Origin of the sequence: Streptomyces sp. G-G2, from assembly GCF_030063135.1 — a bacterium.
GTDB lineage: Bacteria > Actinomycetota > Actinomycetes > Streptomycetales > Streptomycetaceae > Streptomyces.
In genome coordinates, this window is record NZ_JASISO010000001.1 from 223,709 (window position 1) to 236,673 (window position 12,965).

A 12,965-nucleotide genomic window follows, 5' to 3' on the forward strand; every position below is an offset into this window, starting at 1 on the left:
CCTGAAGCCTGTTGATTCCAAGTTGGTAAGCAATGGGTCAAGAGAGGTGACCGGGCTTCAGGTGCGGCCTAGTCTGCGCCAGTACATATGGCTGTTCTGATAGTTCCAGCCATTCAAAACCGGGCGATGCCCTGGGGGGCCCATGCGTAGATCCAGAGGGCTGACTGCTGCCCTCGCCCTGTCACTGGTCGGTGCCGGCGCCGGAATAGGTCTGGTGCTCATGCCCCAGGCCTCCGCCATCACACAGCCTGTGGCATTCACCGCCGATGCCCTGCCGACCTGGCAGCCCAACGGCACCGTCTGGGCCATGGCCCAGACGAACGGCACCGTCTTCGCCGGTGGCACCTTCTCCACCGTCCGCCCGCCCGTGAGCGCGGGCAGTGGTTCCGAGCAGGAGGCGGTCAACTTCGTCGCGCTCGACGCCGCGACGGGCAACCCGACCGACTGCAAGCTCAGCTTCACCGTCGGCGACGGCACCGCGACGGTGCGCGCGCTCGTCGTCTCCAAGGACGGCAAGACCCTGTACGCGGCCGGCTACTTCGGCGCCGTGAACGGGACCCAGGTCGCCAGCCTCGCCGCGATCGACATCGCGACCTGCGCGCCCAAGCCCGCCTTCCACCCGAGCTTCCCCGCCACCGTGCGCGCGCTCGCGGTCACCGACGACACCCTGTACGCGGCCGGTGACTTCTCCACCGTCGAGGGCCAGACCCGCGAGCGGTTCGCCGCGGTCGACGCCACCTCCGGTGCACTGAAGGCCTTCACCGCGAACGCCGACGAGCCGGGCCGCGCGATCACGGTCACCCCGGACGGCCAGAACGTCCTCCTGGGCGGCGACTTCTTCTCGGTCAACGGGTCCAACACCCACGCGCTGGCCGTCGCGAACGCCACCACCGGCGCCGTGGTCAAGACGTACGGCACCATCCCGAGCAACTCGGTGGTCAAGTCGATCGCCACCGACGCGACCGGTTTCTACACGGGCAACGAGGGTTCGGGCGGCGGCGTCTTCGACGGCCGCATCGGTCTGAACCTCAGCGACTTCAACGAGAAGTGGCGCGACCGCTGCCTCGGCGCGACCCAGTTCGTCCTGCCCTACGACGGAGTCCTCTACAGCTCCTCGCACGCGCACGACTGCTCGCTCGTCGGCGAGTACCCGGACGGGCGCCGCCACCACCTGCTGGCCCAGCCCACCAACTACCAGGGCACACCCCCCGCCCCGGTCGACGGTTTCGTGGCCAGCCCCCGCAAGCTCGGCTGGTTCCCCGACACCAACGACGGCCTCGGCGAGGGCATCGGCCCGCGCGTCATGGCCGTCGCGGACAAGGGCGACACCAAGTACATGTGGGTCGGCGGTGAGTTCACCACCGTCAACGGCGAGGAGCAGCAGGCTCTGACCCGCTTCGCGTCCAACGGCGACGTCGGCGCGCCCACCACCCCGGTGGCCAGCGCCGCGAGCGTCAAGCCCGGCGAGGCCCAGGTCCGCTGGCGCACCAGTTACGACGAGGACGACAGCAAGCTGACGTACCGGATCTACCGGAACGGCTCGGCGAACCCGATCCAGACCATGACCGCCGACTCCCTGGAGTTCGAGCGGCCCCAGGCCTCCTGGGTCGACACCACCGTCAAGCCCGGCCAGTCCTACAGCTACCGGGTGACCGCGACCGACGAGGCGGGCAACACCAGCGCCCTGTCGCCGAACGTCTCGGTGACCGTCCCGACCTCCGTCCAGTCGTACCCGAACCAGGTCCGCGCCGACGGCGCCAACCTGTACTGGCGCTACGACGACACGGTCAGCCCGTACGTCGCCGACTCCTCGGACGGCGGCAACACCAGCGGCATCCAGCTGAACGCCCCCGCCCTGCGCCAGACCCCGGGCGCGGTCTCCGGCACCAGCACCGCGATGGGCTTCAACGGCACGAGCCAGCAGGTGTACAGCGACCACCGCCAGTCGGTGGGCAGCTCGTACTCCATCGAGACCTGGTTCAAGACCAACACCTACCGCGGCGGCAAGCTGGTCGGCTTCGGCAACAACACCGACCGCAGCAGCGGTACGTACGACAAGCAGATCTACATGACCAACACCGGTCGGCTGGTCTTCGGCATGTCGAACGGGTCGGCCCGGACCGTCTCCACCGGTCTGTTCGACACCTTCAACGACAACAAGTGGCACCACGTGGTCGGCACCCAGGGTCCCGGTGGCATGACCCTCTACGTCGACGGCCAGAACAAGGGGTCGCTGAACGTCTCCGCCTCCACCCCGTACAACGGCTACTGGCACGTCGGCGGTGACAACCTCTCCGGCTGGCCCAGCCGCCCGACGAGCAACTTCTTCGCCGGTCAGATCGACGAGACGGCCGTCTACCCGAAGGTGCTCACCCAGGCCCAGGTCAAGAGCCACTTCGACCTGGCGAAGGCGCCCACCGACACGGTCTCCAAGGTCTCCGCGTCCGAGGACACCTACATCAACCAGGGCGCGCCCAGCACCGCCTACGGCGCGTCCACCTCGCTCGCGGTGCGCGGTACCTCGGCCTACGAGACGTACCTGCGCTTCAACCTCCCGGCCGCCCCGGCCGGACAGGTCCTGAAGGCCGCCTCCCTCCAGCTCAAGACCAGCACCCAGACGGGCGCCGGCACCACCGACACCGTCAACGTGGTCCCGGTCACCGGTACCTGGAGCGGCGCGGCCACCACCTTCACCACCAAGCCCACCCTGGGCACGACCGTGCTCGGCTCGGTCGCGGGCGTCCCGGACGGTTCCGCCGTCCAGAACGTCGAGCTGGACACCACCGCGCTCACCGCGGTGCTGGGCGGCAGCTACAGCATGGCCCTGACCAGCGCGGGCACCGACCCGCTCTGGCTCTGGTCCGCCGAGTCGACCGCTACGGACGCCGTTCCGCAGCTCGTGCTCACCTTCGGCCCGAAGTAACCGCGGCCGGATGAACAGGGGTGCGGGGCCCGGCACACCGCCGGGCCCCGCACCCGTCTGCACGGCCCGTCCCACCACGGCCCGTCCCACCACGGCCCGTACCACCCAGCACCACGGGAGCCACCTGATGTACCGACGCTCCGCAGCGGCAGCGGTCCTGCTGGCCGCCGCCCTGACGCTGACCGCCTGCAGTTCGGACGCCGATCCCGAGACGGCGGGCGGCGGCAAGGCGAAGCCCCCGGCCTCCTCTTCCGTCCCGGACCCGGCGGACTCCGCGTCCGCCACCGCGCCCCCGGCGGCCAAGCCGACCGGCCCGGTGCTGCCGGACGCGAAGCTCACCCCGGCGACGGGCAGCTTCACGGACAAGGAGAAGAAGTACCTGAGCGGCCGCGTCCCGGAGAAGATGGACCCGGCCGCGGTGCTCCAGAACGGCCAGGAGTCCTGCCAGCGGGTGCAGCGCACCGCCAAGCACGACAAGGACGCGGCGATCGGCTCCATCATCGCGGGGGAGATCCCGGCGGCGAAGGACGCGATCCCGGCGCTCTGCCCCGATCAGCAGCCGGTGCTGACGGCCGCCCTGACGGGGTTCCCGGACGGCACGCGCACCTCGCCCGCGCCGGGCTCGTACCGCGCGCTGACGCAGAGCACCACGTGCACGTGGGAGGCGAAGGGCAAGGACGGCGGCGCCCTGGCCTCCGGCCCGGAGACCGCGCCCAAGGCGGGCGACAAGATCGTGGCGAAGGTCCCGGCGGGCACCGCGGAATTCGTCTCCGCCGGCTGCTACGCCTGGATCCCGGCCTAGTGCCGCGTCGGGCCGCCGGCGTGTGAGGCACCCCCGGAGGGTCCACGAGGTGCGTCGGGCCGGCGGGCTAGCGTGCTCGCAGGGCCCGTTCGTAGACCGACAGGACCGTGTCCAGGACCCCCTCCATGGAGAAGGACTCGGCGGCCAGCTTGCGGGCGGCCAGCGAAGCCGCCCCGTTCACCGCCGGGTCCAGCAGCTCCAGCACGGCCTCCGCGACTCCCTCCGGGCCGGGCGCCACGGCCCGGCCCGCGCCCGCCGCCGCGATGTCGCGGGCCAGGCCGTTGGAGTGGGTCACCACCACCGGTACGCCCACGGACAGGGCCTCCAGCACCGACATCGGGAACGGCTCGTCCACCGACGGCAGCACGTACACGTGCGCCTGTCGCAGCTCTGCCAGCACCTGCTCGCTGGTCAGCGCCCCGGGGATGGTCATCCGGCCGTCCAGCCGCATCGTCGTCATCCGGTGGAACACGGCCCCGTACTCACCCTCGTCGGGCCCCGCCACCACGTACCGCGCGTCCGGCACTTGCTCCGCGACCAGAGACGCCGCGTTCACGAAGTCCACCGGACGCTTGCGCTCCTGGAGCCGCGCCGAGTACAGGATCCGCGGCGGCCCCGACAGCTCGGGCCGCGCCTCCTGCGCCGGTACGCCGTTCACCAGGCGCACCGTGTTGCTCAGTCCGGCCCCGCCGGCCACCGCGTCCAGGGCCTCCCGCTCGTGCGGGGTCAGGTACAGCACCGCGTCGGCCCCGCGCAGCAGCCGGCGTACCGCCACCGCGTCCAGGACCTTCGCCAGCAGCTTCCCGCTCGGGTCGACCATGCCGTGGGTCTGGAGCACCAGCGGCTTGCCCGCCCGCAGCGCGGCCAGCGCGATCGGCAGGGTCACCAGGTCGCGGGCCAGGTGTACGTGGACCAGGTCGGCCCCGCGCACCAGCCGCCCGGCCGCCGCCAGCAGCGCGGGCGAGGTCATCCCGCTGAACCCCAGCGGCAGCAGCCGCTTCGCCGGATACAGCCGGGCCGGCACGCCCTCGACGTCCGTCGGCCAGGGCTCCTCGAAGCCCTCCCCGAGTGCCAGCAGCGACGCCTCGTGCCCGCGCTCCCGCAGCCCCTTGGCGAGGTTGAGGGCGACCCGGACCGGCCCCCCGAAGGCATGCGTGGGGGAGTGCAGGGTGACGGCGTGCAGAACTCTCACGGCTGGGATCTCACTTCGGTTCCTCGACCGGGCGGCGCGTGCCGTCCGCGGTCTGCAGCGTCAGTTCGGGCAGGTCCTTGTGGACGACGGCCCCCGCGCCCGCCACCGCGCAGCGCCCCACGGTCACCCCCGCCAGCACGGTCGCCCGCAGGGCCACCCACGCGCCGTCCTCGACGGTGATCGGGGCGTTGCGGTAACGGAAGTCGGCGGCGCGGTGGTCGTGCGAGCCGGTGCAGAGCAGGGCTTCCTGCGAGACGCACACGTGCGCGCCGATGGTCACCGGCTCCAGGTTCAGCAGCCAGGCGCCCTCGCCGATCCAGGTGTGGTCGCCGACCGTGAGTTTCCACGGCCACAGCACCCGCACCTTGTGCCGGATCAGTACGCCTTCGCCGATCTGTGCGCCGAAGGCGCGCAGCAGCGCGACCCGCAGCCGGGCCGGACAGAACCAGGCCATGAACACCGTGTTCATCACGGCGAACCAGAGCGCCTGCGTCAGCAGACCGCGCCCCTTGTCGTATCCGGCCAGCGTGAAGGCCGGGAGATCGCGCACCGAAGTACCCCCCACTCCATCCCCGTCGGGTCAGACTAGACTGCGCGCGGACCAGGCACAGGGGGCGGGGGCACAATGGCAACAAACGTACGCGGACCCATATCCGCGCCCGCCGCGCCCCCCGCCCCGCACCCGCACGAGGAGCCGGGCCGCTGGGGCCGGGTCACCACCCCGCGCACCCTGCTCTCCCGCGCGCTGTCGGTGCCCCTCGCCATCGGTTTCACCGTCTTCCTGCCGCTGTTCGTGGCCTCGCAGTCCGGTGCGGGCGCCCATGACGCGGCGTTCTGGCTCCAGTTGGCGCTCACCATGTACGCGGGCGCCCGGCTCTCCGCGATGGTCCTCACCAGCAGGCGCAAACTGCTCCAGGGCTCCTTCTGGCTCTTCGTCTACATGGCGATGGGGGTGGCCCCGCTCGCGCAGGCCGTCCTCGGGCAGGTCCCGACGCCCGTCGTCGGCCCCCGCTCCGACCTCACCGTGGCGATCGGGCTGGTACTGCTCGGCTGCACCGCCTTCGATGTGGGCGTCCTGCTCGCCCGGCACCGGCCGTCGGGGCGTGCGGGCGGCTCGCAGCGCGAACCCCGGCCGGTCATGACGCACCACCGGCGCCTGCAACTGCTCACGCTGCTCGCGTTCCTGTGCAGTGCGGCGTTCATCATGAAGCTCGGCGGCCCGGCGGTCTTCTTCAGCAGCCGCCAGGAGATCATCGCGGGCATCCAGGAAGCGGGCGTCTCCACCGACGGCCAGGCGGGGCAGGCCTTCCTGCGCGGCTTCGGCACGGTACCGGCGCTGCTCGCCCTGCTCTGCTACACCCGCTGGCTGGTCACTTCGGTGCACGCCCGCCGCAGGCCGTCCGTGATCGCGGTGTGGGCCGCGCTGGCGGCCCTCAACATCGTGGTCAACAACCCGATCTCGAACCCGCGGTACTGGTTCCTGACGGTCATGTTCGCGCTGCTGTTCACGGTCTTCCCGGTGAGCGCGGCGATGTACCGGGTCGCGCTGTCGATGGCCGTGGTGATCGCCCTGCTGGTCTTCCCCTTCGCGGACCGCTTCCGCTACGACGAGAAGAACTACAAGCCGGTCGAGACGACCTCGTTCCTGGAGCCGATGGCGCTCAAGGACTACGACCAGATCGGCATGTTCGCGAACACCATCACCTTCTCGAACTCCGGCCCGGGCCACTTCTACGGGCGCCAGCTGGCCGGATCCGTCTTCTTCGCGGTACCGCGCTCGGTGTGGCCCGGCAAGCCGAGGGACACGGGCGTGATGGTGGGCCAGTGGATGGGCACGGTCAACACCAACCTGTCCTCGCCGATCTGGGCCGAGCTGTGGCTGGACTTCGGGCCGCTGGGGATGGGGGCCGGGCTGCTGGCGATGGGGTACGCCGCCGCGCGGGTGGACCGGCGGTACGCGAAGCGGGCCACGCGGCGGGCGCCGCCGGGGAGCCTGATCTCGGTGGTGGTCCCGCTGGTCGCGGGCTACTCCTTCATCCTGCTGCGGGGGCCGCTGCTCCAGGCGTCGGGGCGGGTGGCGATCGCGGCCCTCTGCCTGGCCCTGATAGCCACCCACCGCCAGGACCGCAAAACCACCCTCCGCTAACGCCCCGCGGGTCAGCCCCGGCGCCCATGTCGGCCTCGCCGGCGTTTGAGGCGCCCCCGGAGGGTCCACGAGGTGCGCCCGGCGTCGGACCGGTAGGTGCGTGCCCGCGGCCCGTGCTGCCTTCGGCGGGCCCTCAAGCGGGCAGGCTGGAGTCGGCCGGGCCGGGGGGTGGTGGGCGCTCAGGCGGTCGGCAGGCCGGGGATGGCCGGGGCCGGGGTGGACGGGGCCGCCGGGCCCGCCGGGGCGGACAGGCGGGAGACCCGCAACCAGGCGGCCGCCGCCTTGAGGACCGAGCCGGCCGCCAGGCCCCAGGCGGCGCCCTGCGCCCCCCACCCGGCGTAGCCGACGAGCAGGAACACCACGGACAGCACCGAGAACACCACCTGCACCGAGAGCGTCGCCTTCGGCGCCAGCACCCGCAGGGTCAGCAGGGCGCAGGTCCCCAGCCCCATCGCCGAGTACTGCGCCCCCGTGGCCGGAAGCAGCGCCGCCGCCGAACCCCAGGTGTCGCCGAGCAGTTGACGGCCCAGCCGGTCGGGCAGCAGGTACAGGACGGCGGCCCACGCGGCGCCGAGCAGCGCCAGGCCCAGCCCGAGCGCGGCCGTCGTACGGACCACCCCCCGCTTGCCCCCGCGCCGCGCCAGCATCGGCGGCCCGAAGGCGTTCGCGGAGTTGAACAGCACGTTCAGCGGCCCGAAGAGCGTGGTCGCACCCCGCAGCGCACCGACCGCGAGCGGGGTCGCGAACACGCCGAGCCCGAGCACCGCCAGCTGGCTGGACCCGTTGCCCACGGCGAACTCGACCACGAAACGCTGCCCGAGGTGCCCCCGGCGCAGGTACGGCCGCAGATCGGCCCGCGCCCCCCGCACGTACGGCCGCAGCAGCACCAGGCCGAGCGCGAGCGCCGGGAGCGCCGAGACGCCCCACACCAGCACCAGCCGCCCCGGTGCGGCCCCCGACGGCTGGAGCAGTAGCGCGCTCACCACGCACAGAAGCCTCAACGCATCGGCGGCCAGGGCCCGTTCGGGCGCGTGCAGCGCCGAGAAGCAGTACCGCAGCCCGTCCTGGACCAGGACCAGCGGCAGGACCGCCCCCAGGGCCAGGAACGCCCAGCCGTTCGCCCCCGGGAGCAGCAGGCCGACCACGGCCAGTGCCACACCCACGATCAGCGAGGCGGCCCCGGTGAAGGCCACCGCCGACCGGCAGACCGCGCCGATCCGCTCGCCGCGCTCCAGGACGACGCTCTGGCCGACGTACGCCATGTTCAGCCCGAGCAGCACGCTGAAGGTCACGTAGACCATCGAGAAGGCGGCGAAGCCGGACGTGGTGGACAGCCGGGCGGCCAGCACCAGCACCAGGATGTTGGTGGCGCTGGCCGCGGCCTGGTCCAGCACCGAGGAGACCGCGGCGAGGCCGCGCCCGCTCACCTCTGGCCCGTGCGGACCGTGCGCAGGGCGACCGTTTCGCTGCCGTCACCGGGGATGTGCTGGTCCGGTTCGGCCGGTTCGGCCGACTCGGTACGGGCCGCCGGGGTGGTGGCGGGGGCGGGGGCCGCCGGGGGCGTCGCGGCCGCCGGGGTCGCCCCCTTGGACTTGGACGTGGACCGGCCGCGCTTGTCGCCCGGCAGCGGACCGTGCAGGACCGCGCCCAGCACGGTGCCGCCCGCGCCGCTGATCAGCTCGCGGATCCGGGACAGGTCGGTGCGGTGCACGGCGCGCGGGTCGCAGACGACGAGGACGCCGTCGACCCGGTCGACGAGGGCCAGCGCGTCGGCGTAGGACAGGACGGGCGGGGCGAGCACGACCACGGTGGAGTTGGGGGAGTCCGCCTCCGAGATCAGCCGGGTCGCGCGCGGGGTGGTGAGTGCGCGGGCGACGTTGCGCACCCGCTCGCCGGGGATCAGGTCGAAGGCGCCCGACTCACCGGCGTCCACGACGAGCTGGCGCCCGTCGGGCCAGTCGGACTCGGTGGGCCCGGGGTGTCCGCCCTGGGCCGGTCCGCCCGGCATCTGGCTCCAGCGGGGCCGCCCGCCCGCGTCGGTGGGCAGCTGGCTCGCGAGCAGCGGCGTCCGCAGGTCGGCCTCGATGAGCAGGACGTCCTTGCCGGTCTCGGCGAAGGAGGCGGCGAGGTTCACGGCCACGGCGGCGGCGGTCTCGCTGCTGCCGCGCGGGGCGACCACGAGCAGCCGCCGCCGGTCGGCGAAGCGGGAGTCGTAGGCGAGCCGGAAGGCCACCGACCGGTACTCCTCCGCGAGCCTCGGGTCGGCCTCACCGGCGGCGAGCAGCGGCCCGCCGCCCGTCTTGTCGCGGGGCAGGTTCCCGAGGACGGGGGCGCGCAGGGCGCGCGAGACGTCCCCGTCGGAGCGCGGCGCGGGGTCGAAGACGAGGCGGACCCAGGCGGCCAGCAGGCCGAGCGCGAGACCTACGGCCGCGCCGAGCGCGAGCGACATGACGATGCCGGGCCCGTCGGGCTGGGTGGGCACCGTCGCGGCGCTGGTGACCCGGCCGGGGGTCATGTCGAGGGCGTCGAGCTTGGCGATGTTCCCGTTGAGCTGGCCGACCTTGCTCTGCAGGTCGGTCCGGGAGGAGTACGCGGCGTCGCGCGCGCTGCCCGCGGGTATCTGGGCGATCTGCTTGACCAGGTCGTCGAGCTGCTTGGCGACCGGGTCGCGCTGGTCCTTGTAGCTCTTGACCATGGCGTCACGGGTGACGTCGAGGGCGTCGCGCCGCTTGAGCAGGTACGCCTCCGTCATCGCGTTGGCGCGCTTGGCGGCCTCGGTGGGCGAGCCGGAGGTGTAGGTGAAGCGCAGCACCATGGTCTGCGGCGGGTTGGTGACCTGGAGTCCGGAGCGCAGCGCGGCGAATCCGCTGTCCTTGACCCCGAGCTTCTTCGCGGCCTCGCCCGCGATGGAACTGCTGAGCGCGACCTGGCGTTCGGAGCCGATGTTGATCGCCTTGTCGGGGGCGATGCTCGGGTTGAACGGGTCGTCGGTCGGGGTGCGCAGGACCACGTCGGCGGTGGCGACGTAGGTGTCGGCCGTCGATATGCCGAGGTACACACCGCCCAGCAGGCCGATGCCGATGCCCACGCCGATCAGCCTGCGGTAGCGCAGGAGCTGACGGAACTGATCTCTGAGGAGATCGGGTTCGTCCTCGGCCGGGACCGCTGCCGGGCGGTTCGTCTCGATCACGGCCGGGGACCCCCAAGTGCTTCGTCTATCAGTGCGTCGATGCGGGCGAGGCCCGCTTCCCGGCTCAGGTGAGCCGCCACGTGGCGCGGACCGGCCGCGCCCAGCGCGTCCGCCCCCCGCGGATCCTCGGCCAGTGCGCGTACGGCCTTCAGCAGCGCGCCCGGGTCTTCCGGTGCGACGAGCACCCCGGCTCCCGAACGCTCCACCTCCTGGGCGGTGCCGCCCTCCGCCGCCACGGAGGCGATGACGGGCCTGCCCGCCGCGAAGTAGGAGGTGAGCTTGGACGGCACGCTCATGTCGAGTACGGCCGCGTGCTGCGTGACCGCGAGCACGTCCGCCGCCGCGAGGATATCGGGGAACTCGCCGTCGGCGGCAGGGGGGATGATGTCCAGGTTCGGTACGTCCGCCGACAGGTCGGCCAGCGCCCCCCGCTGGCTGCCGTCGCCCATGAGGACGAAGCGGACGGAGGGGTCCAGCCGGGCGGCGCCGACGAGGACTTCCAGGCCCTGCTTGAGGCCCATGTTCCCGGAGTGCAGCACCACGGTCTGACCGGGGGCCCAGCCCAGGTGGGCACGGGTCTCACCGCGCGGCTTGGTGGGGGCGGGCACGTGCGACCAGTTGGGCACGACGCGGATCCGCTTCGGGTCCACGCCCATGCCCACGACGCGGTCCACGAAGGTCTCGTGGATGACGCCGACCAGGGTGGCGCGCTTGAGGGCGTACGCCTCGGCCCTGGCGGCGATCACGGCGGCCTTGTCGCCGCCGCTGATCCCGCTCTGCGCGGCGGCGGCCCCCATCAGGTCCTGGACGACGGGGACGTACGGCACCTTCCAGCGGGCCGCGAGCCGGGCCGCGAGCACACCGCCCGCGAGGCTGGGCATCTGGGCGAGGACCGCGTCCGGCTTCGGCATCCGGGGCGGGGCCACGGCGCCGTGCAGCAGGATCGATCCTTCGAACAGGGCCCGGGTGACAGCGCTCTGGCGCGACGGGACGGTGTGCGCACGCCGGTGCACGGTCACCCCCGCGCGCTGCTCCGTGCGCCTGAGCGCCCCCTTGTACTCCGGTTCGAGAGACCAGGAGGGGTAGTGCGGCATACCCGCGAGAACATGGGTATCGTGGCCGATATTCGCCCAGTGCTCTGCGATTTGAGTGGCGTACGGGCCAATACCCGCGTGCTCGGGAGCGTAATTGGTGGAAACCAGCAGCAGGCGCCGGTGACCGGATATGGACACTGAACGTCCCCTTCCCCCCAGGTCGATGCGCTGCACACCCTAATCGTTCACCCGCACGGCGCGGAACGTGCACGCTATTGTCTGCTAATCCGCCGCGCCGGGGGGCGCGGCTTCTGGGGGGTAACAGATGACGGAGCAGGACATGTCCGAACTTGGCGCGCCCGCACGCAGGCCCTACCGGGTCGGCTACGCGCCGGGTGCCTACGATCTGTTCCACATCGGGCATCTCAACATCCTTCGGCACGCCCGTAGTCAGTGCGACTACCTGGTGGCCGGAGTGGTCTCCGACGAGATGGCGGAACTCGCCAAGGGGCGGCGCCCGATGATCCCGCTCGTCGAGCGGCTGGAAATCGTCCGCAGCGTGAAGTACGTCGACGCGGCTTTCGTCGAGACCGTCCCCGACAAGGTGGAGACGTGGAAGCAGGTCCGCTTCGACGTGATCTTCAAGGGCGACGACTGGCGCGGAACGCCCAAGGGCCGACGGCTGGAAGAGGACTTCGACGCCGTCGGCGTCGACGTCGTCTACTTCCCCTACACCGTGCACACGTCCAGCACCCAGCTGCGCCGGGCCCTGGACGCGCTCGCCGCCCCCCTGGGCGTACCGGCGGGTGTCCCGCTCACCGTCGAACTGCGCTGAGTTCCCGGAACCACTTCGCGAGGAACGCCAGCAGGAACAGCACGGCCACCGCACCCAGGCCCGCGTAGGCCCACCGGAACATCGCCCCGCCGCCCAGCAGCAGGAACACCAGGCAGAACACCCCGTAGTCCACCGGCAGCAGCGCGACCGCGCGCACGGTGGAGGGCGCGGCGGCGGGGCTCCCCGGAGCCGCCTTGGGCTTGAGCTTCTCCGTCAGCAGTCCGCCGAAGAAGGTCACCACGGCCGCGAACTGGAAGCCCAGCGGCACCAGCAGCCAGCCGTCACCGGCGGTCCCGTACTCCTCGGGGAACCGGTAGAAGGCGAGCAGCACACAGGTGTGCAGCGCCGTCAGCTTGGCGCAGTCCACGACGTGGTCGAGCCACTCGCCCGCCGCGCTGCCACCGCCCCGCAGCCGGGCCAGCTGCCCGTCGGCCGAGTCGAAGGCGAAGCCGACGGCGAGCGCCGCCCACACCGCGATCCCGAGCCCCCACGACGGCGCGACGAGCGCCACGGCGCCCACGGCGGCGAAGCTGAAGGCGGCGCTGACCAGCGTCACCTGGTTCGGGCTCAGGCCCAGCGCGTACGAACCCGCGGCCAGGTAGCGCCCGGCCGGCCGGTTCACGAAGCGGGAGTACAGGGACACCCCCTTCGCCGACTTCTGCGCCCCGCGCAACTCCCGTAGCGCGGTCCCGACACTCGCCATCCGCACAGCCCCTTCGACGTCCCCGTTGGAACGCGTGCGCAGCAGCACGCGTGTACGACGGGACATCATCGCAGGGCGGAGCGGAGCCGCCGCGGCCGTTGGCCGGAAAGCCCCCGGGGGCTTTCCGGAAACCCGGCGCG

The 12,965-nt window shown here is 72.4% G+C and carries 10 protein-coding genes; 4 read left to right on the top strand and 6 right to left on the bottom strand.

Annotated features, from left to right (window positions below; translation table 11 throughout):
- The first annotated feature begins 142 nt into the window (after window positions 1-142).
- Window positions 143-2,923: a CBM96 family carbohydrate-binding protein gene (locus QMF80_RS01010; RefSeq protein WP_283448664.1), complete on the top strand. Its 2,781-nt coding sequence runs from the start codon at window positions 143-145 to the stop codon at window positions 2,921-2,923.
- Between the two features lie 127 nt (window positions 2,924-3,050).
- Window positions 3,051-3,725: a hypothetical protein gene (locus tag QMF80_RS01015; protein WP_283448666.1), complete on the top strand. Its 675-nt coding sequence runs from the start codon at window positions 3,051-3,053 to the stop codon at window positions 3,723-3,725.
- Window positions 3,726-3,792: 67 nt separating this feature from the next.
- Here the strand turns inward: QMF80_RS01015 and QMF80_RS01020 are convergent, their stop codons facing one another.
- Both QMF80_RS01020 and QMF80_RS01025 read right to left on the bottom strand, forming a co-directional pair.
- Window positions 3,793-4,917, bottom strand: coding sequence for a glycosyltransferase (locus QMF80_RS01020; RefSeq protein ID WP_283448668.1), 1,125 nt, complete (start codon window positions 4,915-4,917; stop codon window positions 3,793-3,795).
- A 10-nt stretch (window positions 4,918-4,927) separates the two neighbouring features.
- Window positions 4,928-5,467 (bottom strand): WcaF family extracellular polysaccharide biosynthesis acetyltransferase, encoded by a 540-nt coding sequence (locus QMF80_RS01025; RefSeq protein ID WP_283448670.1) that lies wholly within the window; start codon window positions 5,465-5,467, stop codon window positions 4,928-4,930.
- A gap of 75 nt (window positions 5,468-5,542) precedes the next feature.
- Between QMF80_RS01025 and QMF80_RS01030 the strand changes: the two genes are divergently transcribed.
- Window positions 5,543-7,063: a hypothetical protein gene (locus QMF80_RS01030; protein WP_283448671.1), complete on the top strand. Its 1,521-nt coding sequence runs from the start codon at window positions 5,543-5,545 to the stop codon at window positions 7,061-7,063.
- 179 nt (window positions 7,064-7,242) lie between these two features.
- Here QMF80_RS01030 and QMF80_RS01035 read toward each other — a convergent pair whose 3' ends face one another.
- The 3 genes from QMF80_RS01035 to QMF80_RS01045 are packed head-to-tail and all read right to left on the bottom strand — an operon-like array spanning window position 7,243 to window position 11,455.
- A complete protein-coding gene (locus QMF80_RS01035) occupies window positions 7,243-8,490 on the bottom strand; it encodes an MATE family efflux transporter (protein WP_283448673.1) in 1,248 nt (415 codons plus the stop codon).
- A complete protein-coding gene (locus QMF80_RS01040) occupies window positions 8,487-10,253 on the bottom strand; it encodes a lipopolysaccharide biosynthesis protein (RefSeq protein WP_283448674.1) in 1,767 nt (588 codons plus the stop codon). The genes QMF80_RS01035 and QMF80_RS01040 overlap by 4 nt, the downstream gene beginning before the upstream one ends.
- Complete coding sequence (locus tag QMF80_RS01045) at window positions 10,250-11,455, bottom strand: glycosyltransferase family 4 protein (protein ID WP_283448824.1); 1,206 nt, start codon at window positions 11,453-11,455, stop codon at window positions 10,250-10,252. Before QMF80_RS01045 ends, QMF80_RS01040 begins: the two co-directional genes overlap by 4 nt.
- Before the next feature lie 172 nt (window positions 11,456-11,627).
- On the opposite strand from QMF80_RS01045, the gene QMF80_RS01050 reads away from it, so the two are divergent.
- Complete coding sequence (locus tag QMF80_RS01050) at window positions 11,628-12,122, top strand: FAD synthase family protein (RefSeq protein ID WP_283448675.1); 495 nt, start codon at window positions 11,628-11,630, stop codon at window positions 12,120-12,122.
- Here QMF80_RS01050 and QMF80_RS01055 read toward each other — a convergent pair.
- Complete coding sequence (locus tag QMF80_RS01055; protein WP_283448676.1) at window positions 12,103-12,825, bottom strand: CDP-alcohol phosphatidyltransferase family protein; 723 nt, start codon at window positions 12,823-12,825, stop codon at window positions 12,103-12,105. The genes QMF80_RS01050 and QMF80_RS01055 overlap by 20 nt on opposite strands.
- Between the last annotated feature and the right edge of the window lie 140 nt (window positions 12,826-12,965).

What these genes read in the sequence shown, in the direction of transcription:
- QMF80_RS01055 (WP_283448676.1), bottom strand. Translation starts at nt 12,825, where the DNA reads ATGGCGAGTGTCGGGACCGCGCTACGGGAGTTGCGCGGGGCGCAGAAG.
- QMF80_RS01010 (WP_283448664.1), top strand. Translation starts at nt 143, where the DNA reads ATGCGTAGATCCAGAGGGCTGACTGCTGCCCTCGCCCTGTCACTGGTC.
- QMF80_RS01050 (WP_283448675.1), top strand. Translation starts at nt 11,628, where the DNA reads ATGTCCGAACTTGGCGCGCCCGCACGCAGGCCCTACCGGGTCGGCTAC.
- QMF80_RS01015 (WP_283448666.1), top strand. Translation starts at nt 3,051, where the DNA reads ATGTACCGACGCTCCGCAGCGGCAGCGGTCCTGCTGGCCGCCGCCCTG.
- QMF80_RS01030 (WP_283448671.1), top strand. Translation starts at nt 5,543, where the DNA reads ATGGCAACAAACGTACGCGGACCCATATCCGCGCCCGCCGCGCCCCCC.